Origin of the sequence: Micromonospora sp. RTP1Z1, assembly GCF_033804685.1 — a bacterium.
Lineage (GTDB): Bacteria > Actinomycetota > Actinomycetes > Mycobacteriales > Micromonosporaceae > Micromonospora.
Genome location: NZ_JAPFQV010000065.1, coordinates 1 through 24397 on the forward strand (window position 1 = coordinate 1; position 24397 = coordinate 24397).

General features: G+C 73.0%; 20 protein-coding genes and 1 pseudogene. 12 read left to right on the plus strand and 9 right to left on the minus strand.

The window, feature by feature from the left end; all coding sequences use genetic code 11:
* A pseudogene (locus tag SLP03_RS25800) lies at nucleotides 1–396 on the minus strand (hypothetical protein); the annotation flags it as partial.
* A 13-nt stretch (nucleotides 397–409) separates the two neighbouring features.
* On the minus strand, nucleotides 410–1003 hold the full coding sequence (locus tag SLP03_RS25805) for a hypothetical protein (RefSeq protein WP_319463218.1): 594 nt from the start codon (nucleotides 1001–1003) through the stop codon (nucleotides 410–412).
* Between the two features lie 205 nt (nucleotides 1004–1208).
* On the opposite strand from SLP03_RS25805, the gene SLP03_RS25810 reads away from it, so the two are divergent.
* The 8 genes from SLP03_RS25810 to SLP03_RS25845 all read left to right on the plus strand — a co-directional run bounded on the left by SLP03_RS25810 (nucleotide 1209) and on the right by SLP03_RS25845 (nucleotide 10337).
* Nucleotides 1209–1640 carry a catalase gene (locus SLP03_RS25810; RefSeq protein WP_319463219.1) on the plus strand — a complete coding sequence of 144 codons (432 nt, stop codon included), beginning with the start codon at nucleotides 1209–1211 and terminating at the stop codon, nucleotides 1638–1640.
* Nucleotides 1641–1809: 169 nt separating this feature from the next.
* The gene (locus SLP03_RS25815) at nucleotides 1810–4182 is read left to right on the plus strand and encodes a nitrate- and nitrite sensing domain-containing protein (protein ID WP_319463220.1); all 2373 of its coding nucleotides are present in this window, start codon (nucleotides 1810–1812) and stop codon (nucleotides 4180–4182) included.
* Complete coding sequence (locus SLP03_RS25820) at nucleotides 4182–4604, plus strand: roadblock/LC7 domain-containing protein (RefSeq protein ID WP_319463221.1); 423 nt, start codon at nucleotides 4182–4184, stop codon at nucleotides 4602–4604. The genes SLP03_RS25815 and SLP03_RS25820 overlap by 1 nt, the downstream gene beginning before the upstream one ends.
* The gene (locus SLP03_RS25825) at nucleotides 4594–4983 is read left to right on the plus strand and encodes a DUF742 domain-containing protein (RefSeq protein WP_319463222.1); all 390 of its coding nucleotides are present in this window, start codon (nucleotides 4594–4596) and stop codon (nucleotides 4981–4983) included. The genes SLP03_RS25820 and SLP03_RS25825 overlap by 11 nt, the downstream gene beginning before the upstream one ends.
* Nucleotides 4964–5566, plus strand: coding sequence for an ATP/GTP-binding protein (locus SLP03_RS25830; protein ID WP_319463223.1), 603 nt, complete (start codon nucleotides 4964–4966; stop codon nucleotides 5564–5566). Before SLP03_RS25825 ends, SLP03_RS25830 begins: the two co-directional genes overlap by 20 nt.
* Before the next feature lie 95 nt (nucleotides 5567–5661).
* Complete coding sequence (locus SLP03_RS25835) at nucleotides 5662–6708, plus strand: lactonase family protein (RefSeq protein WP_319463224.1); 1047 nt, start codon at nucleotides 5662–5664, stop codon at nucleotides 6706–6708.
* Between the two features lie 186 nt (nucleotides 6709–6894).
* Nucleotides 6895–8640, plus strand: a complete 1746-nt coding sequence (locus SLP03_RS25840) for a substrate-binding domain-containing protein (protein ID WP_319463225.1) — start codon at nucleotides 6895–6897, stop codon at nucleotides 8638–8640.
* Nucleotides 8641–8852: 212 nt separating this feature from the next.
* Complete coding sequence (locus SLP03_RS25845) at nucleotides 8853–10337, plus strand: sugar transferase (protein WP_319463226.1); 1485 nt, start codon at nucleotides 8853–8855, stop codon at nucleotides 10335–10337.
* A gap of 43 nt (nucleotides 10338–10380) precedes the next feature.
* Here SLP03_RS25845 and SLP03_RS25850 read toward each other — a convergent pair whose 3' ends face one another.
* Nucleotides 10381–11511: a PP2C family protein-serine/threonine phosphatase gene (locus SLP03_RS25850; protein WP_319463227.1), complete on the minus strand. Its 1131-nt coding sequence runs from the start codon at nucleotides 11509–11511 to the stop codon at nucleotides 10381–10383.
* 95 nt (nucleotides 11512–11606) lie between these two features.
* Here SLP03_RS25850 and SLP03_RS25855 point away from each other — a divergent pair, with 95 nt between their 5' ends.
* Nucleotides 11607–12131, plus strand: coding sequence for a MarR family winged helix-turn-helix transcriptional regulator (locus tag SLP03_RS25855; RefSeq protein WP_319463228.1), 525 nt, complete (start codon nucleotides 11607–11609; stop codon nucleotides 12129–12131).
* Nucleotides 12132–12162: 31 nt separating this feature from the next.
* On the opposite strand, the gene SLP03_RS25860 is transcribed toward SLP03_RS25855, so the two are convergent.
* The gene (locus SLP03_RS25860; RefSeq protein WP_319463229.1) at nucleotides 12163–13422 is read right to left on the minus strand and encodes an ROK family protein; all 1260 of its coding nucleotides are present in this window, start codon (nucleotides 13420–13422) and stop codon (nucleotides 12163–12165) included.
* A gap of 48 nt (nucleotides 13423–13470) precedes the next feature.
* Here SLP03_RS25860 and xylA point away from each other — a divergent pair, with 48 nt between their 5' ends.
* From xylA to SLP03_RS25875, 3 genes are all read left to right on the plus strand, one after another.
* Nucleotides 13471–14658: a xylose isomerase gene (xylA, locus tag SLP03_RS25865; RefSeq protein WP_319463230.1), complete on the plus strand. Its 1188-nt coding sequence runs from the start codon at nucleotides 13471–13473 to the stop codon at nucleotides 14656–14658.
* Between the two features lie 10 nt (nucleotides 14659–14668).
* Nucleotides 14669–16129, plus strand: coding sequence for a xylulokinase (gene xylB, locus SLP03_RS25870; RefSeq protein WP_319463231.1), 1461 nt, complete (start codon nucleotides 14669–14671; stop codon nucleotides 16127–16129).
* A gap of 64 nt (nucleotides 16130–16193) precedes the next feature.
* On the plus strand, nucleotides 16194–17606 hold the full coding sequence (locus SLP03_RS25875) for an MFS transporter (RefSeq protein ID WP_319463232.1): 1413 nt from the start codon (nucleotides 16194–16196) through the stop codon (nucleotides 17604–17606).
* A 66-nt stretch (nucleotides 17607–17672) separates the two neighbouring features.
* Here the strand turns inward: SLP03_RS25875 and SLP03_RS25880 are convergent, their stop codons facing one another.
* The 5 genes from SLP03_RS25880 to SLP03_RS25900 form a co-directional block, all read right to left on the minus strand.
* Nucleotides 17673–19331 carry a glycoside hydrolase family 13 protein gene (locus SLP03_RS25880; protein ID WP_319463257.1) on the minus strand — a complete coding sequence of 553 codons (1659 nt, stop codon included), beginning with the start codon at nucleotides 19329–19331 and terminating at the stop codon, nucleotides 17673–17675.
* A gap of 84 nt (nucleotides 19332–19415) precedes the next feature.
* Entirely contained in the window at nucleotides 19416–20489 is a 1074-nt protein-coding gene (locus SLP03_RS25885) for a LacI family DNA-binding transcriptional regulator (protein ID WP_319463233.1), read from the minus strand.
* Between the two features lie 61 nt (nucleotides 20490–20550).
* Nucleotides 20551–21513: a carbohydrate ABC transporter permease gene (locus SLP03_RS25890; RefSeq protein WP_319463234.1), complete on the minus strand. Its 963-nt coding sequence runs from the start codon at nucleotides 21511–21513 to the stop codon at nucleotides 20551–20553.
* Between the two features lies 1 nt (nucleotide 21514).
* On the minus strand, nucleotides 21515–22564 hold the full coding sequence (locus SLP03_RS25895; RefSeq protein WP_319463235.1) for a sugar ABC transporter permease: 1050 nt from the start codon (nucleotides 22562–22564) through the stop codon (nucleotides 21515–21517).
* 72 nt (nucleotides 22565–22636) lie between these two features.
* Entirely contained in the window at nucleotides 22637–23983 is a 1347-nt protein-coding gene (locus tag SLP03_RS25900) for an ABC transporter substrate-binding protein (RefSeq protein ID WP_319463236.1), read from the minus strand.
* Between the last annotated feature and the right edge of the window lie 414 nt (nucleotides 23984–24397).

Sequence of the window (24397 nt, forward strand, 5' to 3'; positions counted from 1 at the left end):
CGGTGACGCGGTGGCCGCGCCGAAGGCGGTGGGCAGCGGCGCCGGCTCGTGGAACTCGGACCGGCCGTCCCGGTCGGTGGCGGCCGGCTCACCGTCCGCGTCCCGGGCGTCCCGTAGGTCGTACGGGCGGGTCTCGTCCAGTTCCCCGGGGTCCCGGCGATCGCCGGCCCCGTCCGGGTCGCGTCGGTCGGGGTCCAGCCGATCGTCGGCGGGGTCGCCTTTCACGGCCGGGTCGTCAAAGGTGCCCCGGTCGTCCAGGGCGTCCTCGGGGACGTCGGCCCGGTCGGCCCGGGGTCCGTCGCCGTCCGGGAGGTCGCCCGATTCCGGTACCGGTACCGGGGCGGACCGGACGGCCTCGGGGTGTTCGTTCGTGACCTGCTGCTCTTCCTGGCGCATCGCGGCAGCCTCCTCAGCGGCTCGTGGCGTCGTGCGGGTGGTCGGGATGGCGCTGGTCCGGCGGCTGGTGGCCGACCGGCTCCTCGCCGAGCAGGTCGGCGAAGAGGGCCCGGTAGTGCACGACCGCCTGACGGAGCTCCTCGGTGCTGGCCTCGCCGCGCTCGTTGCGCAGTCGGATCTCGTGGGCGTCCCGGTAGTGGGCCAGCGTGCGGGCGTGCTCGACGGAGAGGTGGGCGATCTGGTCGGAGAAGTCCCCGGTGGGGTACCCACGCTCGGCGATCAGCCGGCTGACCAGTTCGTCGGCGTCGCCGACGGTCTCGGCGGGAGAGTCGATGAAGCGGACCTGGAGTTCCTCCCAGGCGGCGGCGTACCGGGCCCGGGACTCGGGGTCCAGCGGGGTGAGTTCGAGCTCGGCGTGCCGGCGTTTCCGCTCCCGCAGCTCACGCTCGGCCGCACTGCGGCTGTCCTGCTCGGCGACGACCCGGTCGTACTCGGGGCCGAAGCGCTGCTTGAGCGAGCGGCGGCGGCTCGCCACCACGGCGACCGCGGCCAGCGCCGCGAGCACCAACACGACGATGACAATGACGACTACCTGCGTGGGCGACATGGCTCCTCCTTCACCCGCTGGTATTCCCTCCGGTCACTGATCGCCAATCCCGATCCGGGGCACTTTCCTGGTCTATTCCGCGTCCGGGACCCCGAGACCCACGCGGCGAGCCCTCGCGAAAAATTGACTCGTTCCAGAAAGCGCGCTTGGTTGGGGTGCTGCCGGTCGAATCGACGCCGTACGCCTCCGGGCGCCCGGGCTGCGCGTGACGCAGCCCCGCCTCGCGGTGCCGGCGGCGGTACGCGAAAGGCGTGGCGAGTACCCGCAGTGGGAGCTCAACGTCCACACAACGAGAACGAGCAGATCGCCTTCGGGCACCGGCGTGCTGGTGGACGGGCTGGACTTCTCCGACGACAAGATGCTGGTCGGCCGCACCTTCTCCTACTCGGACACCCGGCGCTGCCGGGTCGGCCCGAACTACCTCCAGCTGCCGGTCAACGCGCCGCGGGAGGACGTCCAGGTGCGCACCAACCAGGACGGCGGGCAGATGTCGTACGGGGTGGACAACCGGGGCGGCAACCCGCACATCAACTTCGAGCCGTCCTCGGTCGCCGGCCCGGCCTCCGGGTCCACGCCTGATCCCCGCCCCCCGCCGCGAGCGCCCCACCGGTACTTCCGGCGGGGCGCTCGCCCGTAAGGGCGTCCACAGCGGAACGTCCCGGACGGTAGTGCCCGGCGAGACGGCCGGTAGTGCATCCGCCGGGATTTACGTATCCTGCCCAAGGTGCCCGAGCCGGGGCCCGGCGCCGCCGCCGGGACCACGTCCGGCCGGCGCCACCCCTGCCACACCTTCGGGCGAGGTCTGATTGAACACCCGCGACTGGCCGATCCGGGCCAAGCTGACCGCGCTGGTCATCGGCCCGGTTACCGCGCTGCTGGCGCTCTGGATCTTCGCCACCACGCTGACCTTCGGCCCCGCCCTCGACCTGCTCGCCGCGCGGACCCTCCTCTACGACCTCGGCCGCCCCGGCGAGACCGTCGTCGCCGAGCTACAACGGGAACGCCGGCTCTCGGTGATCCAGCTCGCCGGGGACACCGCCCTGCCGGCCCTGGCCGAGCAGCGGCTGCGCACCGACCGGGCGGTCGCCGAGCTGCGCCGTCGGGTGGCCGGGGACGACCTGCGCGACGCCGCCGACGACCGGCTCGACACCCGGCTCGACCAGCTGGTCGGCGCGCTGGACGCGCTGCCCGCCGGCCGGGGCTTCATCGACGGCCGGCAGGTGGACCGCTCCGGCACGGTCGGCCTCTACAGCGGGATGATCTCCTCGGCCTTCCAGGCGTTCTCCGCGATGGCCACGCTCCCGGACGCGGATCTCAACCGGGAGGCGCTGGCGCTCACCGCGCTCGGCCGCTCCCGGGAACTGCTCGGCCAGACCGACGCGCTGCTGGCCGGCGCATTGACCGCCGGCCGGTTCGCCGAGGGCGAGCACGACCAGCTCGTCCGGACCATCGACAACCAGCGGTTCCTGGCCGAGACCGCGGTGGCCGACCTGCCCGCGGCGGAACGGACGGCGTACCGGCGGTTGACCGAGGGGGAGGCCTTCGTCCGGCTGAGCGCCCTGCAGGACGCGCTGATCCGCGCCGACGGCCTGCCGCCCCGGCTCGACGTGCGGAGCTGGGAGTCCAGCCAGGCCACGGTTCAGGAGGGGCTGCGGGAGTTCGAGCTGAGCGGGGCCGACGGGCTGGCCGAACGCTCGGTGCCGATGGCGGTCGGCATCCTGGTCCGGCTCGCCGCAGCCGGCGTGCTCGGTCTGCTCGCCATCGTGGTCTGCGTGCTGGTGGCGCTCCGGGTCGGCCGGTCGCTGGCCCGCCGGCTCACCGGAGTCCGTACCGCCGCCCTGGAGATGGCCGAGCAGCGGCTGCCCGACGTGGTCGCCCGGCTGCGCCGGGGCGAGGAGGTCGACGTCGCCCGGGAGGCGCCCGAGCTGGACCACGGCGGCGACGAGATCGGCCAGGTGGGACACGCCTTCAACGAGGTACGCCGGACCGCCGTCCAGGCCGCCGTCGACGAGGTCACCCTGCGCCGCGGTCTCAACGAGGTCTTCCTCAACATCGCCCGGCGGGGCCAGGGGCTGGTGCACCGGCAGCTGGCGCTGCTGGACCGGCTGGAGCGGCGCACCGAGGACCCGGACGAGCTGGCCGGCCTCTTCCAGGTCGACCACCTCGCCACCCGGCTCCGGCGGCACGCCGAGGACCTGGTCATCCTCGCCGGTGCGGCGCCCGGCCGGGGCTGGCGGAATCCGGTCGCCGCGGTCGACGTGATCCGCGGCGCGATCTCCGAGGTCGAGTCGTACGACCGGATCGACGTCGGCGTGGTGCAGCCCGCTGGCGTGCTGGGCCGGGCCGTCGGCGACGTGATCCACCTGCTCGCCGAGCTGATCGAGAACGCCACCGTCTTCTCCCCACCGGACACCCGGGTCGACGTCTCAGGGCAGGCCGTGCCGAACGGGTACGCCGTCGAGATCACAGACCGGGGGCTGGGCATGTCACCGCGGGTCCGCGAGGACGCCAACCGCAAGCTGGCCCGGTCGCCGGAGTTCGACCCGGCCGACAGCGCCCGGCTCGGCCACTTCGTGGTGGGCCGGCTCGCCGCCCGGCACGGCGTACGGGTCCAGCTCCGGCCGGCCACCCCCGGCGGCACCACCGTGGTGGTGCTCATTCCGACCGACCTGGTCACGGACGAGCCGGCCGTGGGGCCGACCGGCCCGGAGGCCGGGGCGGCGACCGGGGGCGACCGCCGGATGGCCAAGGTGACCCGGCTCAACACCCTGCCCCGGCCGAAAGCCACCCGGCCGGGCCGGGAACGGCCCGAGTCGGCCACCCCGGTGGTGCCCTTCGTCGCCGGCCGCGGCTCGTCGGTCGAGGCCGCCCCGGACGGCGACGGCCTCCCCCGCCGCGTCCTTCGACGCGGGCCCCCGGCCCACCGGCCGCCGGAGGAGATCCGCCGGACGATGTCCGCGCTCCAGGCCGGCACCGCCCGCGGCCGCCGCGACGGCGCCCGGGCCGCCGCGACACCGACCGCGCCAGCCGGGCACGCCCCGGAGTCGGAGCCGACCGCGCCCGCCACCCGACCCCTCGGCCCGGGCCCCACCGGTGACGAGGCAGGAGCCCAGTGCGTCGAGCCCGCCCCGCCGGCGTCGGCTCCGGAACCCCTGACCGCGACTGAGAGGGACGCCTAGTGGTGCACACGACGAGGCAGAACGTCGATCTCGACTGGTTGCTCGACGAGCTGGTGGAGCGGGTGCCGGCCGCCCGCCAGGCGGTGGTGCTGTCGGCGGACGGGCTCCTGCTCGGCGCCTCGGCCGAGCTGAGCCGCACCGACGCGGAGCATCTCTGCGCCCTGGCCTCGGGCTTCTCCAGCCTGGCCAAGGGGGCCACCCGGCACCTGGCGGGCGGCGCGGTACGGCAGACCGTGGTGGAGATGGAGTCCGCGTACCTCCTTGTCACCGCTGCGGGGCAGGGTGCCTGCCTGGCGGTGGTCAGCGACGCCGACGCCGACATCGGCCTGGTGGCGTACGAGATGGCGATGCTGGTCATCCGGGTCGGCGAGAATCTGAGCGCGCCGGCCCGGACGGCGTCGGGTGCCGCCGATGCGGGCTGAGTCGCCGGGACCGCAGCACGAATGGCTGGACGCCGCCGCCGGTCCGGTCGTCCGCCCGTACACCCTCACCGGGGGCCGGGTCCGACCCGCGGTCGACGGCTTCGACCTGGTGGCGTTCGTGCTGGCCGTGCCGACCACCGACGCCGCCGGGCAGCCCGGGCTCCAGCCGGAGCACCGACGGCTGGTCGAGCTGGCCCGCAGGCCGGTCGCGGTGGCCGACCTCGCCGCGGATCTGGACCTCGCCGTCGGCGTGGTCCGAGTGCTGCTCGGCGATCTCCTCGCCCGCGGGCTCGTCGCGGTGCACCAGCCGCCGACCGCCGCACAACTGCCCGACGACAACATCCTCAAGGCGGTGGTCAATGGACTCCGTGCGCTGTGACCGGGAGGGGTCCGGTCAGCGGATCCCGTTGGCCCTGAAGATCCTCATCGCGGGTGGCTTCGGGGCCGGCAAGACGACGCTGGTGAGCGCGTTGAGCGAGGTCCGGCCGCTGCAGACCGAAGAGGTGCTGACCGGGGCCGGCATCGGCACCGACGACCTCTCCGGCGTGGAACAGAAGTCGACCACCACCGTTGCGATGGACTTCGGCCGGATCACCATCAACGAGGACCTGCAGGTCTACCTCTTCGGCACCCCCGGCCAGGACCGGTTCTGGTTCCTCTGGGACGAGCTGGCCTTCGGGGCCCTCGGCGCGGTGGTGCTCGCGGACACCCGCCGGCTGGCCGACTGTTTCCCCTCGATCGACTATTTCGAGCAGCGCGGCATCCCCTTCGTGGTGGGGGTCAACTGCTTCGACGGGGGCCGCCGGTTCAGCCTGGAGTCGGTGCGTGACGCGCTCGACCTCGACCCGGACGTGCCGCTGGTGCTCTGCGACGCCCGGGACCGGCAGTCCGGCAAACTGGTGTTGATCTCGCTGGTCGAGCACGTCGCCCGGCAGCGAGGCGAGCCGGTGCCGGTGGCCTGACCCCGGCCGGCCGTCGAATTGGTGCCGGAAAACATGGCTGAACCGCCGGCTCTTCGGGAAGCCTCTGGTTGGATCGACGGAGGAATCGGCGGAAGGTGGGTCCGGTGACCGCGCAGGCAGCGATCGTCCACATCGGTGGCTACACGGCGGAGAGCGGCGGGCGTGCCGCCGGGATCGTCGCCGCCCGCCGCGACCCGGCGTCGGGGGAGCTGACCCCGCTGGGCACCGCGGCGGTCACCGCGTCGCCGTCGTTCCTCGTCCGGCACCCGGCGCTGCCCGTGCTCTACGCCGTCAACGAGCTGCCGGAGGGGCAGGTCAGCGCCTTCCGGGTCGCCCCGGACGGTGACCTGAGCCCGCTCGGGGTCCGGTCGACCGGTGGCGCCGAGCCCTGTCACCTGGCGGTCGCCCCGGACGGGCGGCACCTCTTCGTGGCCAACTACGGCGGCGGCAGCGTGGCCGTCTTCCCGCTCGACTCCGACGGCGTGCCGGGGGAGCGCAGCGACCTGGTCCACCACGAGGGGCGCGGCCCGGACCCGGAGCGGCAGGACCGGGCGCACTGCCACATGGTTTCGCCCGATCCGGCTACCGGGCCGCTGCTCGTCGTCGACCTGGGCACCGACTCGGTCTACCGGTACGACCTCGACGCCGCCTCCGGTCGGCTGGTGCCCCGCGCCCCGCGGCTGCGTACGCCGGCCGGCTCCGGGCCCCGGCACCTGGCCCGGCACCCCGACGGGCGGCGCTGCTGGCTGGTCGGCGAGCTGGACGGGACGGTCACCGCGTACGACCTCGACGCCGACGGTGCGCTGCGCCGGCGCGAGCGGGTGGACGCCAGCGGGCGCGCCGGGCACGTGCAGCCCTCCGAGGTCGGTCTCGGGCCGGACGGCCGCTTCCTCTACGTCGGCAACCGTGGGGTCGGGACGGTCGCGGTCTTCTCGGTGGCCGACGGGTCGCCGCGGCTGGTGGCCGAGGTCGACACCGGCGGGGAGTGGCCCCGGCACCTCGCGCTGACCGGGGAGCACCTCTACGTCGCCGACGAGCGGGCGGACATGATCAGGACCTTCCGGGTGGACCCGGACACCGGGGTCCCGGCGGCGGTGGGGGAGCCGGTGCCGGTGGCGAGCCCGACCTGTGTCCGGCCGTGACCGCACGGTCACCGAGCGGCTCGGGCGACCGTCGGCAGTGGACCAGCGCCACGCCGGATGACTGACTGTTCACTCATGGTTACGATTTTGCGATCAACTGTTTCTCCTGCGTAACTTTCAACCGAAAGGTTGTGGCACTAACCCCACGAGATACGCAAGATGGTCACCGTGTCTGGCCGCCATCGCATGCGTTCAAGCCTCCGTGGGGCAGTTGCCGCCGCGGCGGCAACTGTGCTCGTCGTCGTCGCTGGGTCCTTCTTCGGTTACCAGCAACTCGCGGGGCCGTCATGTTCCGGGCAGATCCAACTGTCCGTCACGGCCGCCCCGGAGATCGCCCCCGCCGTCAAGGCGGCGGCCGACCAGTGGGTCGCTGACGGGGCGGCGGTCGGGGGCACCTGCATCGCCGTGAACGTCGCCTCCTCCGAGTCGGTCGACGTGGCCGCCGCCGTGGCGAGCAAGCACGGCGCGACGCTGGCCGGCGTGGGGCAGGCCAGCGGCACGGCGGTGACCCCCGACGTCTGGGTGCCGGACTCCTCCACCTGGCTGTTGCGGCTCAAGAGCGGCGGTGCCACCGCCTTCGCCCCGGGCAACGGCGCCTCGATCGCCCGCAGCCCGGTGGTGGTCGCCATGCCCGAGCCGGTGGCCTCCCGGGTCGGCTGGCCGGACAAGAAGCTCACCTGGACCGACATGCTGAAGGCGGTCACCACCGGCAAGTCGCCGCTGCGCGCAGGCATCGTGGAGCCGACCCAGGACGCCGCCGGCCTCTCCGGCCTGCTTTCGCTGACCGCGGCCGCAGGCGCCACCGGCTCCGGGCCGGCGGCGAAGGAGGCGATGATCGGCGCGCTGCGGGCGCTGGCCACCAACCGCTCGTCCATCAGGCAGGACCTCCTCGCGCAGTTCCCGCGTTCCTCCGATCCGACGGCGATCGCCAGCGGACTGGGTGCCGCCGCGCTCTCCGAAGAGGACGTCATGGCGTACAACCAGACCAAGCCGCCGATCCAGCTGGCCGCGCTCTACCTGGAACCGTCGCCGATGCCGCTGGACTACCCGTTCGCGGTGCTTCCGGGCATCGAGCCGGCCAAGGCGTCGGCCGCGAAGGTGCTCTTCGAGGTGCTCACCACCTCGGGCTTCCGCGACCGGTTGGCCGCGCAGTCGCTGCGCTCGCCGGACGGCAACTGGGGCAACGGGTTCAAGGCGCCCCAGGGTGCCCCGAGCCCGGCGGGCGGTGGGGCCACCGCCCCGCCGACCGGTCAGGGGGCGGCGGGCGGCCTGGACCCGGCCAACATCGCGACTGCCACCACCACGTGGTCGGTGGCCACCCAGTCCGGCCGCATGCTCTGCGTCATCGACGTTTCCGGCTCCATGAAGGAGAAGGTGGCAACCGCCCACGGCGCCACCCGGGAGCAGGTCACGGTGGAAGCGGCCGGCCAGGGCCTGAACCTCTTCGACAACTCCTGGTCGATCGGGCTCTGGACGTTCTCCACCAACTTGAACGGTTCGCAGGACTGGAGCGAGCTCGTCGGGATACAGCCGTTGTCGAGCAACCGGGAGGCCCTGCGGGTGGGGCTGGCCCGGATCCAGCCGTCGCGCGGCAACACCGGCCTCTTCGACACGGTGCTGGCCGCCTACAAGGAGGTCCAGAAGGAGTGGGAGCCGGGCAAGGTCAACTCGGTGGTGCTCTTCACCGACGGTACGAACGACGACGACCACGGTCTCTCCCAGGCGGCGCTGCTCAGCGAGCTGAAGAAGATCAAGGACCCGGAGCAGCCGGTGCAGGTGATCATCATCGGTATCGGTGACCAGGTCAACAAGGCAGAGCTGAAGTCGATCACCGACGTTACCGGCGGTGCTCCCTTCGTCGCCGCCGACCCGACCAAGATCGGTGGGATCTTCCTGCAGGCGATCGCGCTGCGGCCGCCCGCGCCGCGCTGATCCGTCACTCAGTTCCAGGGTTCCGCCGTACCGGGAGATCTGGTGCGGCGGAACGCTTCCCGGCATGCGGGCGAGGGAAAAGTGACGGCAATACGTCCGAAGCAGTCGGCATTCATAATTGTCCAGGCAAGATGTCGGAGTGGTCCGCCGCCGCAGGTCCTCGATCGAGGTCCGTCCGGCCGGGGCCGTCCTGAACGAAATGGGGAGGGCCGGTGAGGTCGGCGACGCTGTTGACCCCCGCCAGGACCCCGTCGGGGCCAAGGGGCGACCGCCCCGGGCCGGCGGCGCGTGCCGACGAGCGGGCGTACATCCGGGTCCTGGCGGTGCTGGACACCGCCGTCCTGGCGGTGGCCATCCTCGTCGGATACGTCGCCCGCTTCGGTGAGGAGGAGCCGAGCGGCTCGAAGATCCCGTACGTGGTGGTGGCCCCCGGCCTGCTGCTGGCCTGGCTGATCTCGCTGCGCGCGCTGCGCTGCTACGACGACCGGGTGCTCGGATACGGCGCCGACGAGTACCGGCGGGTCAGCTCGGCGAGCATGCGACTGGCCGGCGGCATCGCCATCGCCGGCTACATCGCCGACGTCGGCGTCTCCCGGGGTTTCCTGGCGATCTCCTTCGCCGTCGGCACGGTCGGGCTCGAGCTGGCCCGGTTCGCCGCCCGCAAGCGGCTGCACCGCGCCCGGGAGCGAGGCGCCGGCTGGTCCCGCAAGGTGCTGGTGGTCGGCGACACCGCGCACGTGCTGGAGCTGGTGCACACCCTGCGCCGGGAGCCGTACGCCGGCTACCAGGTGGTGGGGGCGTGCATCCCCGACGCCCTGCTCGCCCCGGTGCCGCAGCGGCTGGGTGACGTGCCGGTGGTCGGCTCGTTCCGCGGCATCCCCGAGGCGGCCACCGCCATCGGAGCGGACACCGTGGCGGTCACCGCCTCCGGCGAGCTGACCGCGACCCGGCTGCGGCGGCTGGGCTGGCAGCTCGAGGGGACCGGGGTGGACCTGGTCGTCGCCCCGGCGTTGACCGACGTCGCCGGTCCCCGCATCCACACCCGGCCGGTCGCCGGCCTGCCGCTGATCCACGTCGAGGCGCCCGAGTTCCGGGGCGCCCGCAAGCTCGTCAAGGGCCTGGTCGACCGGTCCCTCTCGTTCCTGGCGCTGGCCCTGCTGCTACCGCTGCTGGTGGTGATCGCACTCGCCATCAAGCTGGACAGCCGGGGGCCGGTGCTGTTCCGCCAGGTCCGGGTCGGTCAGGGCGGCGAGGAGTTCGGCGTCTTCAAGTTCCGCACCATGGTGGTCAACGCCGACGCCCTGCTGGCCGAGCTGGTCGCGCGCAACGAGACCGACGGTCTGATGTTCAAGATGCGCGACGACCCCCGGGTCACCCGAATCGGCCGGCTGCTGCGCAAGTGGTCCCTGGACGAGCTGCCGCAGCTGGTGAACGTGCTGCTCGGCCAGATGAGCCTGGTCGGCCCCCGCCCGCCGCTCCCCTCCGAGGTGGCCCGGTACGACGGCGACGTGGCCCGGCGCCTGCTGGTGAAGCCCGGCATGACGGGTCTCTGGCAGGTCAGCGGTCGCTCGGACCTGAGCTGGGAGGACGGCATCCGGCTCGACCTCTACTACGTGGAGAATTGGTCGCTCGCCGCCGACCTGACCATCCTCTGGAAGACCTTCGGCGCGGTGCTCAACAGCCGCGGGGCGTACTGAGCCGTCGGCCCCGGCGCGCGACGTGCCGGGGCCGACGGTCCGGTCAGGGCTGCGGCCCGAGCCAGTCGAGGCAGACCACCACGGCGTCGTCGACCAGGTCACCGGCGACGAACGCGCGCAGGTCACCGATCAACGACCGGACCGCGTCCAGCGGCTCCATCGGCCCGGTACGCCGCAGGAAGCGGTCCAGCGCGGTCTCGCCGTACCGGACCTGCTGCCCGGTCGCGTCGATGACGCCGTCGCTGAGCACGAAGAGCCGGTCCCCGCGGCGCAGCTGGACGCGCTGCTCCCGGTAGTCCGTGCCCTCGAACATGCCGAGCGGGAACTGCTTCTCCAGGACCTGTTCGCTGACCTCGCCGTCGCGCAGCAGCATCAGGCGGGGTGATCCCGCGTCGACCATGGTCAGCAGTCCGGACGCCAGGTCCAGCGCCAGCAGCAGCGCGGAGAGGTGCTGGTCCCCCCGGTGCATGGCGTAGATCGCCTGGTCGGCCAGGGCGGCCTGGTCGGCCAGGCCCAGCTCGGCCCGGCGGGCGTTGCGCAGCGCGTGGGTGGCCAGCGAGGTGAGCATGGATGCGGCCACCCCCTCGCCCGAGCCGTTGATCACCGAGAGCAACAGCCGGTGGCCGTCGTCGGACCAGTCGAAGCTGTCGCCCCGCACCGCGTACGCCGGCTCCAGCTGCCCGGCCAGGCTGAACGACGGGCGGATCCGGCTGCGGCCGGGCAACAGCTCCCACTGCATCTCGGCGGCGAGCGTGAGTCGCCGGCTGCGCCGGGCGCTCAGGTAGATGTCGGTGCTGGCGGAGACGGCGGCCAGCTCGTGGCCGAACGCGGTGGCGATCGCGTCGAGCTCGCCGACGGCGGCCGGGTCGTCCGGCATCGGGGAGAGCCCCAGCACGCCCCGTCGCTCCCCGCGCATACCCACCGGGAACCACCCGACTCCGTCGGTGACGATCGGCTCCTGGTGGTCGAAGCTCCGCCAGGCCGGGTGGCCCGGAGTGGTGATCGGCGCGCCGCCGGTCAGCGGCAGCAGCTCCGCCAGCCGGTAGTCGACCTGGTACAGATCGGCCCGGGTGATCTGGTACGCCTCTTTGAGCTCGACGGCCAGCCGGTCGAGCAGGAGGTCGGCCGGCGCCTCGGTGAGGGCCCGGCGGGCCAGATCCTCCGGTCCGCTCATCTTTGCTCCTTTGCACAGGTCGTTGGCCTGGTGGGGCGGGTAGTCTCGGGCCCACCATGGCCGAAGAACACGGTCCCCACGGACCAGATGCGAGTATGGCCGCCGCCCTGGACGAGGCGGCGGGCACCCTCCTGGCCGTCTGGGAGGCGGCCCGGGAACGGACGACGAACCGGCTCTCCAGCGCCCAGTTGCGTGCGGTCATGGTCGTCGATCAGCACGATGGGATCAACCTCCGCCGGCTCGCCACGCTGACGGACATGCTGCTCTCCTCGGCCAGCCGGCTCTGCGACCGGCTGGTCGCGGCCGGGATGCTGGAGCGGGAACCGGGCCGCTTCGACCGGCGGGAGATCTCGCTGCACCTGACCCCGGAGGCGGTCCGGCTCCTCGCCGAGTTGCGCTCCGACCGTCGGCAGCGGCTGGACCGGGTCCTCGCCGGGATGACCCCGCAGGGGCGGGAGGCGCTGCTGCGCGGCATGCGGGAGTTCGACGAGAGCGCCCGGCGCCCGGAGGCCACCGCGGTGTCGGAGGCCGGCTGGCCGGTGGCGCAGGTGTCGCGGGAGCGGCGCGGGGGGTGGGCGGACGGCCCGGCCGGCGAGCCGCCGGTGGCCCGCACGGCCTGATCCCGCCCCGGGATCCGGGGGACGGATGACCTCATCCGGTGCGGGCCAGCCAGCCCACCGGCCGGTCCACGATCCGGCGGACCACCGACGCGGCCCCGCCGACGGCTGCGGATCGGGTGCCGAGGACCGCCGGCCGCACGGTAACCGGGGACCAGGCGGCGGTGAGCACCCGCCGGGAGATCTCCGCGAGCACCGGCGGCCGGAGCCAGGGGGCGAGCGGGGCGTATCCGCCACCGAGTACCACGGTGTCCAGATCCAGGAGGTTCACCACCCCGGCGACGGCCACCCCGAGCGCGGTCCCGGCGTCCGCCAGCGCGGTGCGGGTGGCCGGGTCGCCGGCCCGGGCGAGGTCCGCCAGTCGGGTCGCGGCGGTGTCCGCGGGCAGCTCCGCGCCGGCCAGTCCGGCCGCGGCCAGGATCGCCTCCTGACCCGCGTACCGCTCGAGGCAGCCGCGGCCGCCGCACCGGCAGGGCCGCCCCTCGGGGTGCACCGGGATGTGACCGATCTCGCCGCTCCAGCCGCGCGTGCCCCGGTACAGCGCACCGTCGAGGACGATCCCCGCGCCGATCCCGATCTCGCCGGAGATGTGCAGGAAGCTGGCGGATCCGGGTGGCCCGGCGTGCAGTTCGCCGAGGGCGGCCAGATTGGCCTCGTTCTCCACCACCAGCGGCGGCACCCCGGCGACCGGCTCGATCAGCCGGTGTCCGGCGAGCAGCGCGGGGACGGGTACGTCCCGCCAGCCCAGGTTGGGGGCGAGCCGGACCAGGCCGCCGTCGCCGACCAGGCCCGGCACGGCGAGGGCCGCGCCGGCCAGGGTCAACCCCTGGCGTACCGCCGCGGCGCGGGCGTCGGCGGCGAGCGCGGCGAGACGGGCCAACGCGTCGGCGGGGGAGACCGGGCGCAGGTCGGCGCGGCGCACGACGTGGTGCCGGACCGTGCCGGTGAGGTCGACCACGCAGGCGGCGAGGTAGTCGACGTTGACCTCCAGGCCGAGCCCGGCCGGGCCGTCGCCGGCCAGCACCAGGCCGCGGGCGGGCCGGCCGGCTCCGGTACGTGGGGCGGGGTCGGCCTCGGCCACCAGCCGGCCCCCGATCAGGTCGTCGACCACCGCGGAGACGGTGGCCCGGGTGAGGCCGGTGCCGGCGGCGATCTCGGCCCGGGAGGGCGGTCGGTCGGCGGCGGCGATCCGCCGGAGCACGACCGCGAGGTTGAGCTCGCGGAGGCTGCCCTGCCGGACCGCGCCAGCGGTGCTGGGGCTGGTCACCGCTTGACAGTGCCACAGGGGAGCCATTTAATTCAACCATTGAACAAATTGCGGCGACACCACCGGAGGTCTGCCATGGCATCCCGTCCCACCCCCGCCGACAAGTTCTCCTTCGGTCTCTGGACGGTGGGCTGGCAGGCCCGCGACCCGTTCGGCGACGCCACCCGGCCCGAGCTGGACCCGGTCGAGGCGGTCCACCGCCTCGCCGAGCTCGGGGCGTACGGGATCACCTTCCACGATGACGACCTGATCCCCTTCGGCGCGGACGCGGCCACCCGGGACGCCCACCTGACCCGGTTCCGCAAGGCCCTCGACGAGACCGGCCTGGTCGTCCCGATGGTCACCACCAACCTCTTCACCCACCCGGTCTTCAAGGACGGCGGCTTCACCAGCAACGACCGCGACGTCCGCCGGTACGCGCTGCGCAAGGTGCTGCGCAACGTCGACCTCGCCGCCGAGCTGGGCGCCCGTACCTTCGTGATGTGGGGCGGCCGGGAGGGCGCCGAGTACGACCTGGCCAAGGACGTCCGCTCGGCGCTGGAGCGCTACCGCGAGGCGGTCGACCTGCTCTGCCAGTACGTCGTCGACAACGGCTACGACCTGCGCTTCGCCATCGAGCCCAAGCCGAACGAGCCGCGCGGCGACATCCTGCTCCCCACCGTCGGGCACGCGCTGGCGTTCATCTCCACCCTGGCCCGCCCCGAACTCGTCGGGCTCAACCCGGAGGTGGGGCATGAGCAGATGGCCGGGCTGAACTTCGCCCACGGCATCGCCCAGGCGCTCTGGCAGGGCAAGCTCTTCCACATCGACCTCAACGGCCAGCGTGGCATCAAGTACGACCAGGACCTGGTCTTCGGCCACGGCGACCTGCTCAACGCGTTCGCGCTGGTGGACCTGCTGGAGCACGGCGGCCCCGACGGCGGCCCGGCGTACGAGGGGCCGCGGCACTTCGACTACAAGCCCTCCCGCACCGAGGACATGACCGGGGTGTGGGCCTCGGCGGAGGCGAACATGCGGACGTACCTGCTGCTCAAGGAGCGGGCCGCGGCGTTCCGGGCCGACCCCGAGGTGGCGGAGGCCCTCGCGGCCAGCAAGGTCGGCGACCTGGCCACGCCCACGCTCACCCCGGGGGAGAGCTACGCGGACCTGCTCGCCGACCGCTCCGCGTTCGAGGAGTTCGACCCGGCCGCGGTCGGGGCGAAGGGCTTCGGCTTCGTCCGGCTCAACCAGCTCGCCGTCGAGCACCTGCTCGGCGCGCGCTGAGCCGGCCGCCGTGCCGCTCGTCGCCGGGGTCGACTCGTCCACCCAGTCCTGCAAGGTCGTCGTCCGGGACGCGGAGACCGGCGCGCTGGTCCGGCAGGGCCGCGCGCCGCACCCGGACGGCACCGAGGTCGACCCGCAAGCCTGGTGGGACGCCCTGCTGGCGGCCGTCGACGCGGCCGGCGGGCTGGCCGACGTCGCGGCCGTCTCGGTCGCCGGCCAGCAGCACGGCATGGTCTGCCTGGACGAGGCGGGCGAGGTGGTCCGGCCCGCCCTGCTGTGGAACGACACCCGGTCCGCCGGTGCCGCCCGCGAGCTGATCGAGGAGGCCGGCGGCGGCGAGGCCGGCTGCCGGTTCTGGGCCGAGGCGACGGGCAGCGTACCGGTGGCCAGCTTCACCGTGACGAAGCTGCGCTGGCTGGTTCGGCACGAGCCGGCGAACGCGGACCGGGTGGCGGCGGTCTGCCTGCCGCACGACTGGCTCACCTGGCGGCTGGCCGGCGCCCGCGGCCTGGCCGCGCTGCGGACCGACCGGGGCGATGCCAGCGGCACCGGCTACTGGTCCCCGGCCACCGGCGGGTACCGCCTCGACCTGCTCGAGCGGGCGTTCGGCCGGGCGGTGCGGGTGCCGGCGGTGCTCGGCCCGGCCGAGCCGGCGGGGCTGCTGGATCCGGCGGCGCTCGCCGGCCCGCGCGGCACCGGTCCGGCCGGCGCGGTGCTCGGCCCGGGCACCGGGGACAACGCCGCCGCCGCCCTCGGCGTCGGTGCCGGCCCGGGCGACGTGGTCGTCTCGATCGGCACCTCCGGCACCGCCTTCGCCGTGGCCGACGCGCCGGCGGCCGATCCGAGCGGCGCCGTCGCCGGCTTCGCCGACGCCACCGGCCGGTTCCTGCCGCTGGTCTGCACGCTCAACGCCGCCCGGGTGCTGGACGCCGCCGCCCGGATGCTCCGGGTCGGCCTGGCCGAGTTGGCCGACCTGGCGCTGGCCGCCCCGCCGGGCGCGGACGGCCTGGTCATGGTGCCGTACCTGGAGGGGGAGCGGACCCCGAACCGGCCGCTGGCCACCGGTGCCGTGCACGGGCTGACCCCGACCAACGCCACCGCCGCCCACCTGGCCCGGGCCGCGGTCGAGGGGATGCTCTGCGCGCTCGCCGACGGCCTCGACGCGCTGACCGCCCAGGGGGCGCGCGCCGAGCGGGTCGTCCTGGTCGGCGGCGGGGCCCGCTCGGCCGCGGTCCGCCGGATCGCGCCGCAGGTCTTCGGCTGTCCGGTGGTCGTGCCGCCGCCCGGGGAGTACGTCGCCGACGGCGCCGCCCGCCAGGCCGCCTGGACCACCCTGGGCGGCGCGGCGCCGCCCCGGTGGACCGTCGGCGACACCGAGGAGTACGCGGCCGAGCCGGTCCCCGCCATTCGGGCGCGGTACGCGCGGGCCCGCGACCACACCATCGACCGGCTCGGCGTGCCGGAGGAGTGACCGGCCGACCGCCGGGGCGGGGGCGGTCACCGGGCCGTGATCTGCTCCTGGTTTGCTGCCGGACATGACCGGCACCAGGATCTCCCGACGCGGGAACGCGGCGCACCGCCTCTACAGCGTCGTGGTGTTCGTGGTCCTCGCGTCGCTGGACAACGTGGCGATCGGGTTGGTGCCGCCGCTGTACGGGCCGATCTCCGGTGCGTTGGGCGTGTCGCAGCGACTGCTCGGCCTGGTCACCGCGGCGAGCTTCCTGGTCAGCGCGGTCGCCGCGGTCGCCTGGGCGTACGTCGGCGACCGGACCGACCGCAAGCCGCTGCTGATGGTGGGCACGCTGATCTGGGCGGCCGGCACCGGTGGCAGCGCGCTCGCGCAGAACTACCCGGCGTTCCTTGGGGCCCAGCTGCTCGCGGCGGTCGGGCTGGGCGCGGTCGGCTCGGTCGGCTTCTCCGTGGTCACCGATCTGATCTCGCCCCGCCGCCGGGGGCTGGTGATGAGCTTCTGGGGGCTGTCCCAGGGCGTCGGGACCCTCGCCGGCACACTGACCGGCGGCATCCTCGGCGCCACCGAATGGCGGCGGCCGTTCCTGGTGCTCACTGTCGTCGGGCTGGCCGCCACGGTCGCCTACCTGTTCACGTTCGACATCCGGCGCGGGCAGAGCGAACCGGAGCTGGCCGGGGCGATCGACGCCGGCGCCGACTACGACTACCGGATCACCCGGGCCGATCTGCCCCGGATCCTGGCCCGGCGGACCAACCGCTGGCTGATCCTGCAGGGGCTGACCGCGCAGGCGGCCTTCGGCTCGCTGGTCTGGCTGCCGGTGCTCTTCGCCCAGCGGGCCGAGGCGCAGGGCTACTCGGCGGCGACCGCCGTGGTGGTGGGCAGCGTCTTCGCCACCCTCTTCCAGCTCGGCGGGGTGCTCTCCATCGTGGGTGGCCTGGTCGGCGACGCGCTGCAACGGCGTACGCCCAGCGGCCGGGCCCTGGTCGCGGCGGTGGGCATCCTCGCGGCCGTGCCCTTCTATCTGGTGCTGTTCCTCGTGCCGGTCCGGATCGACGTGCCGGACGGCGCCGGCTCGGGCGCGGTGGTGGCCGCGGTGCTGGCCAGCGTGGTCACCGAGCCGACGGTCGGGCTGAGCCTGCTGACCGCAGTGGTCGCGCTGGCGCTGACCTCGGCGAACTCGCCGAACTGGTTCGCCCTGATCGCGGACGTCAACCCGCCCGAGCACCGGGGCACCGTCTACAGCCTGGGCAACCTGGTGAACGGGGTCGGCCGGGCGGCCGGCAACGGGCTGGTCGGGGTGGCCTTCCACGCGCTGCGCGCGGCCTTCCCGCCGCCGCTGAACTACGCCGTCGGGCTGGCCGCCTTCCAGCTGTTCTTCATCCCGACCGGCGTCATCTACTGGCTCGCCGCCCGCACCTCACCCGGCGACATCGAGGCAGTGCACGACCTCCTGCACGCCCGCGCCGACCGCCTCTGAGCGGGTGCCGGTGAGCCGCCGCGGGCTGGTCCCCGCCGGGGGGCGGGGACCAGCGAGATGGGCGCGTCAGGCGCGGACCCAGACCGTCACGTCGGTCGGGACCCGGCCGTCCTTGTCGAGCGGGGCGCTCGTCGCCAGCAGCTCCGCGCCGGCCGGCACCGGCACCGAGGCGGGGCCGAAGTTGGTCAGCACGGTCAGCTCGCCGTTGCGGAAGGCGAGCACCTCGTCGCCGGAGGAGAGCCACTTCAGCGGCCCGCGGGCCAGCCCGTGCTCGCGCCGCAGTCGCAGCGCGGTCCGGTACAGCTCGTACGTCGAGCCGGGCACCCCGCGCTGCCGGTCAAGGGCGTACTCGGCCCAGCTCGGGGGCTGCGGCAGCCAGCTGGCGTCGGTCGGCCCGAAGCCGTACGACGGCGCGTCGGCCTCCCACGGGATCGGCACCCGGCAGCCGTCCCGGCCGCGCTCGGTGTGCCCGCTGCGCGCCCAGGTCGGGTCCTGCCGGGCCTCGTCGGGGAGCGTGGTGTGCTCCGGCAGCCCCAGCTCCTCGCCCTGGTAGAGGTACGCGGAGCCGGGCAGGGCGAGCATCAGCAGGGTGGCCGCCCTGGCCCGGCGCAGACCGAGCGCGGCGTCCGGCTGCGGGTCGCCGACGCCGATGCCGTTGGGTTTCGGGGTGCCGATCGGCAGCCCGAGCCGGGAGGCGTGTCGGACCACGTCGTGGTTGGAGAGCACCCAGGTGGTGGGGGCGCCGACCGAGTCGGTGGCCTCCAGCGAGCGGGTGATCACGGCGTACTGGGCGGGGGCGGTCCAGGCGGCGAGCAGGTACTCGAAGTTGAACGCCTGGTGCATCTCGTCGGGGCGGACGTACCGGGCCAGCCGCTCGGCCGGCTCCACCCACGCCTCGGCGACCAGGATCCGCTCGCCGTCGTACGAGTCGAGCAGCTGCCGCCACTCCCGGTAGATCTCGTGCACCCCGTCCTGGTCCCACATCGGCGGGCGCGGCTTGTCCGCCTCGTTGCCGGAGAGGATCTCCTGCGGCTCCCGCCAGTTCGCCAGGTCGGCCTGTTTGATCAGCCCGTGGGCCACGTCCACCCGGAAGCCGTCGATGCCCCGGTCCAGCCAGAACCGCAGCACGTCCAGGAACTCGGTGCGGACCTCCGGGTTGTCCCAGTTCAGGTCGGGCTGGCCGGTGTCGAAGAGGTGCAGGTACCACTGCCCGTCGGGCACCCGGGTCCACGCCGGCCCACCGAAGACGCTCTGCCAGTCGTTCGGCGGCTCGGCGCCGTCGGCTCCCTGGCCGGCCCGGAAGACGTACCGCTGCCGCTCCGGGCTGCCCGGCGCGGCGGCCAGCGCGGCCTGGAACCAGCGGTGGGCGGACGAGGTGTGGTTCGGCACCAGGTCGACGATGACCCGCAGGCCCCGCGCCTTCGCCTCGGCGATCATCGTGTCGGCGTCCGCGAGCCGGCCGAAGAGCGGGTCGACGTCCCGGTAGTCGGCCACGTCGTACCCGGCGTCGGCCTGCGGCGACGGATAGAACGGCGACAACCAGACCGCGTCGACGCCCAGCTCGGCGAGGTGACCGAGGCGGGCCGTGATGCCGGGGAGGTCGCCCATGCCGTCGCCGTCGGAATCGGCGAACGAGCGCGGGTAGATCTGGTAGATGACGGCCTCGGTCCACCAGCCGGTGGCCGGAGCGCCGGCCGTCTCCTGCTGCGTCACGTCGGTGTTCAGAGCCTTCTCCCCTTGTGTCGTGCCGTGCCGTCTGGCCCCGGACTTGCGGTGCGCTCCGGCCGCCGCGCGGACGGCCGAATCCGTTCAGTCTGCCCGTGGCGGGGCGGTCGACTCCCGCACGACGAGCCGAGTGGGCAGGATCACCGGCGGTGTCGGCTGGTCGTTGGGGGCGTCGCCGCCGCGCGGCGCCGGCAGGTGCCCGGCGTACGGGGCGGCGGCGCGGGCGCCGAGCGGGTCGAGCAGGATCCGCGCGGCGAGCAGCCCCTGCTCCGCCGCCGGCTGGGCAATGGTGCTCAGCCCGAGCACCTTGGCCAGGTCGTGGTCGTCGACGCCGATCACGCTGACGTCCTGCGGTACGCGGAGTCCGGCGTCCCGCAGCGCGGTCATCGCGCCCATCGCCATCTCGTCGCAGGCCGCGAAGATGGCGGTCGGGGGTTCGCCCCGGGCCAGCAGCTCCGCGGTGGCCCGGTTGCCGCCGTCGATGGTGAACTGCGACTCCACGTCCAGGCTGGGGTCGGGGCGGATCCCGGCCGTCCGCAGTGCCGCCTGGTAGCCCCGCCGCCGGTCCAGGTGGGTGGTGAAGGCCAGCTCGTCGTCCGGGTCGCCGGAGATGTGCGCGATCCGGGTGTGGCCGAGGTCGAGCAGGTGCCGGGTGGCGGTCCGCGCGGCGGCCACGTCGTCGATGCGGACGCAGGGCCAGCCGGGCACCACCGTGCCGGAGCTGATGGTGACGCCGGGCAGGTCCAGCGCGGTCAGCGCGGTAACCTCCGGCGGGCGCAATGGCGTGGCGACCAGGATGACCGCGTCCACCCGCTTGTGCAGGCGGGCCGTGCGCAGCACCCGCTGACGGGTCTGCTCCCGGCCGCCCAGGTTGTAGAGCAGCAGGTCGTAGCCGGATTGGTGGAGGAATTCCTCGACCGCCTCGACGACCGTGCCGAAGAACCACCGGGTGATCCGGGGGACCACCACGGCCACCGTGCCGGTCTTCCCGCCAGCCAGCCGGGACGCGCTCGGAGAGACCGCGTACTGGAGCTGCTCGGCGGCGGCGAGGACCCGGCGCCGGGTTGCGGCCGAGACGGTCGGGAGGCCCCGCAGCGCCCGCGAGACGGTGGCCGTGGAGACCCCGGCCAGGCGGGCGACATCGTCAATCTTGGTCATCGTTGCCCCGGTCCACCCGCGCCCGCCGCCGCCGGGGGACCGGCGGCGGCGGACCTGCGGGTCAGCCCTTGACGCTGCCGGAGAGCAGGCCGCGCACGAAGTAGCGCTGGAGGGACAGGAACACGATCAGCGGTACGACGATCGACACGAACGCGCCGGCCGTCAGCCGTTGCCACTCGTTGCCCCGGGTGCCGGCCATCTCGGCCAGCCGGACGGTGAGCGGGGCGGTCTCGCTGGTGCCCCCGGCGAAGATCAGCGCGACCAGCAGGTCGTTCCAGACCCAGAGGAACTGGAAGATGCCGAAGGCCGCCAGGGCCGGGGTGATCAGCGGCAGGACGATGGTGCGGAAGATCTTGGGGTGGGTGGCCCCGTCGACCCGGGCCGCCTCCATCAGGTCCTTGGGCAGCTGCGAGATGAAGTTGTGCAGCAGGAAGACGGCGAACGGGAGCGCGAAGCAGGTGTGCGCGAACCACACCTGGGCGAACTTCTGTTCGTCGACCAGATCCCAGGCCGGGAGCACGGTGACGCCGGCGATGGTGACGCCGGTGGAGAAGAACTTCAGCAGCGGCACCAGGGCCATCTGCAGCGGCACGATCTGCAACGCGAAGATCGCGATGTAGAGCCAGTCCCGCCCCTTGAAGTTGATCCACGCCAGCGCGTACGCGGCCAGCGCCGCGAAGGCGAGCGGGAAGAGCACCGACGGGATGGTGATCGCCAGCGAGTTGATGAAGTAGCTGGCGAGCTGGCCCGCCGAGGAGGAACTGCTGAAGAGCACCTCCTGGTAGTTCTCCAGGGTGAACTGCGGGTTGGTGAAGAAGGTCCACCAGCCGGTGGTCTTGATCTGGTTCTCCGGCCGGACCGAGGAGATCAGCAGGCCGAAGGTCGGGATGGTCCAGACCAGCGCGATGATGATCGAGACGAGCGTGGCCGTACGGCTGTTCAGCCGCTTGCGGACCCGGGCGACGCGGGTGGTCGTCCCGGTGGCCTGGGTGCCGGCTCCGACGGTGGGCGTGGCGGTGGTCATCTCAGCCCTCCCGCTGCTGACGCAGGTTGCGGATCTGGTAGATCACGATCGGGATGACCAGGACGAAGAGGAAGACCGCCAGGGCCGAGCCCTGCCCGTTCTTGCCGTACCGGAACGCCTGGTTGTACATCTCGTTAGCGATGACGCTGGTGTCGTAGTTGCCGTTGGTCGCGGTCCGGACGATGTCGAAGACCTTCAGCGTGGCGATCGAGAGCGTCACCACCACCACGACCAGCGCCGGCCGGATGCCCGGCATGGTGATCTGCCAGAACATCTGCCACGAGGTGACCCCGTCGAGGCGGGCGGCCTCGACGATGTCCGCCGGGATGGCCTTGATCGCGGCGGAAAGCACCACCATGGCGAAGCCGGCCTGGATCCAGATCATGATCACGATGAGCAGGAAGGTGTTCAGCGGCGATTCGAGCAGCCACTGCTTCGGCTCGCCGCCGAGGCCGACCACGATCTGGTTGAGCAGGCCGATCTGCTCCTGCCCGTCACCCCGGTAGGCGTAGACGAACTTCCAGATGATGGTGGCGCCGACGAACGAGATGGCCATCGGCAGGAAGATCAGGGACTTGGCGATCGCCTCGAGCCGGGCCTTGTCCACCAGGACCGCGTAGATCAACCCGAACGCGGTGGCCACCAGCGGAACCAGGATCACCCAGATCAGGGTGTTGATGAGCACTCGGACGATCGAGCCCTCGGAGAACATCCAGCCGTAGTTGCGCAGTCCCACCCAGTTGTTGCTGCCGTCGTCCATGAAGGAGAGCAGCGTGGTGCGGATCGCCGGCACCACCAGCCCGACCGTGAGCAGCAGCAGCGTCGGCAGCAGGAAGAAGAGCGCGAAGAGCCCCTCCCGCTGCTTGCGTCGGCCGGGCATCGGGGCGCCGCTCGCGGAGGCGGCGATCAGCTGCGCCTCGCGGCGACGGGCGAACCAGGCCGGCACCACGTCGAGGAGCAGGAGCAGGCCACCCACCACCACGACGAAAGCGATCAGCCCGTACATCAGCATGAGGAACTTCGGTTGTTCCGCCGCGAAGTCGAACTCCATCGACCCTCCTTCAAGGGTTCGGTCGGGAACGGTGGTCCGGCCCGCTCAGAGGGGCCGGACCACCGTCTCAGCTCACTTCGGCCAGCTGCTCTCGATGCCCTGGAGCACCGTGGCGGTGTCCTTGCCGTTGATCCAGTCGACCATGCCCTTCCAGAAGGTGCCCGCGCCGACCGCGGCCGGCATCAGGTCCGAGCCGTCGAAGCGGAAGACGGTCTTCGGGTCCTGCAGGATCTGGACGGAGAGCTTGTCCACCGGGTTCGGCACGTTGTTGATGTCGAGCTTCTTGTTCGCCGACAGCCAGTCGCCGATCTTGGCGCGGCTGTTGACGTACTCGCCGGAGGCCAGGTAGGTCTGCACCGCCTGGACCTCGGGACGGTCGGCGAAGGCCGAGACGAACTCGCCGGCACCCAGCACCGGCTTGCCCTTGGCCGGGTCGATGGCCGGGAAGTAGAACGCGAAGACGTCGCCGTCCTCGGCCACCTTGGTGCCCTTCGGCCACTGGTTGGCGTAGAAGGACGCCTGGCGGTGCAGGGCGCACTTGCCGGTGGTGATCGGCGTGCCGGCCTCCTGGAAGGAGGTGGTGGCGATGCTCTTCACGCCGCCGAAGCCGCCGTTGACGTACTTCTCGTTCTTGAGGATGGTGCCGGCCTTGTTGACCGCGTCGGCGACCTTCGGGTCGTTGAACGGGATGCCGTGGGTGGTCCACTGGTCGTAGACCTCGGGGGTCTGCGTCCGCAGCATCACGTCTTCGATCCAGTCGGTGGCCGGCCAGCCGGTGGCGTCACCGGACTCGATGCCCGCGCACCACGGCTTGGTGCCGCTCGCCGCGATCTTGTCGCTCAGGGCGATGAGCTCGTCCCACGTGGTCGGGACGGTCCAGCCCTTCTCCTTGAAGGTCTTCGGCGAGTACCACACGTACGACTTGACGTTGGAGCCGAGCGGAACGCCGTAGAGCTTGCCGTCGACGGTGCTGTACTTCAGCCAGTCGGGGGTGAAGTTCTGCTCGGCCAGCGCCTTGGTGTCGGCGCCGACCGGCTTGAGCTTGCCCGCGTCGGCGAACCGCTTGAGCAGACCCGGCTGCGGGATGAACGCCAGGTCGGGGGCGTTGCCGCCGTCGACCCGAACGCCGATCTGGGCCTCGAACTCGCCGCTGCCCTCGTGGTCGATCTTGATGCCGGTGCAGTCCTCGAACTGCTTCCAGGACTGCGCGAGGCGGTCGGCCTCGATGTCCCGGATCGACGAGTAGATCGTGACCTTCTTGCCGTCGTGGCCCTGGTACTTCTCGTATGCGGCGCACTCGGGGGAGCTCGCCTTGCCGCTGCTCTTCTTGTCGTTGCCGGTGCCGCAGGCGGTGGCGCCGAGCGCCAGCCCCAGTACGCCGGCGATCGCGAGAGCCTGGCGTGATCTGGCAAACGCCATGCCGATCTCCTTCCTTGCCGGCGCGTGGGGGAACCGAACCCGCGCCGGTCCGATGGTCGTCCCCACATGTAAGCGCTTGCATGATCCGGAGTCCACCCCCCGCCGGACACGGCCCGGTAACAATCCCGAAACCCGCTCACCGGCCGTGGGTGCGCTCCCACGGGTCGTGCTTCCCGCGCCCGCCGCACCCCCTCCCATCAATGGAGCTTTCTGTCACGCTGAACGCGCTAAATCGAAGGATTTCAACATAGGGGGTGCTGGATGCGTAGACCACAGCCCGGCGTACGCCAGCTCGATCTGGGACCGGATCGGCACCGGCCGGTACGTCTCCGACGCGTGCGTCCAGACCGGCTACGACGGCTACATACCTGACGTCCCCCGCTGCTGACAACCGTCACCCGGGCCGGAACGCAC

Bases quoted from the DNA above. Each gene is read 5' to 3' on its own strand.
- xylA (WP_319463230.1), top strand. From the start codon at position 13,471: ATGGCATCCCGTCCCACCCCCGCCGACAAGTTCTCCTTCGGTCTCTGG.
- SLP03_RS25855 (WP_319463228.1), top strand. From the start codon at position 11,607: ATGGCCGCCGCCCTGGACGAGGCGGCGGGCACCCTCCTGGCCGTCTGG.
- SLP03_RS25840 (WP_319463225.1), top strand. From the start codon at position 6,895: ATGCGTTCAAGCCTCCGTGGGGCAGTTGCCGCCGCGGCGGCAACTGTG.
- SLP03_RS25885 (WP_319463233.1), bottom strand. From the start codon at position 20,489: ATGACCAAGATTGACGATGTCGCCCGCCTGGCCGGGGTCTCCACGGCC.
- SLP03_RS25875 (WP_319463232.1), top strand. From the start codon at position 16,194: ATGACCGGCACCAGGATCTCCCGACGCGGGAACGCGGCGCACCGCCTC.
- SLP03_RS25850 (WP_319463227.1), bottom strand. From the start codon at position 11,511: ATGAGCGGACCGGAGGATCTGGCCCGCCGGGCCCTCACCGAGGCGCCG.
- SLP03_RS25830 (WP_319463223.1), top strand. From the start codon at position 4,964: ATGGACTCCGTGCGCTGTGACCGGGAGGGGTCCGGTCAGCGGATCCCG.
- SLP03_RS25805 (WP_319463218.1), bottom strand. From the start codon at position 1,003: ATGTCGCCCACGCAGGTAGTCGTCATTGTCATCGTCGTGTTGGTGCTC.
- SLP03_RS25860 (WP_319463229.1), bottom strand. From the start codon at position 13,422: ATGGCTCCCCTGTGGCACTGTCAAGCGGTGACCAGCCCCAGCACCGCT.
- SLP03_RS25890 (WP_319463234.1), bottom strand. From the start codon at position 21,513: ATGACCACCGCCACGCCCACCGTCGGAGCCGGCACCCAGGCCACCGGG.
- SLP03_RS25825 (WP_319463222.1), top strand. From the start codon at position 4,594: ATGCGGGCTGAGTCGCCGGGACCGCAGCACGAATGGCTGGACGCCGCC.
- SLP03_RS25895 (WP_319463235.1), bottom strand. From the start codon at position 22,564: ATGGAGTTCGACTTCGCGGCGGAACAACCGAAGTTCCTCATGCTGATG.
- SLP03_RS25900 (WP_319463236.1), bottom strand. From the start codon at position 23,983: ATGGCGTTTGCCAGATCACGCCAGGCTCTCGCGATCGCCGGCGTACTG.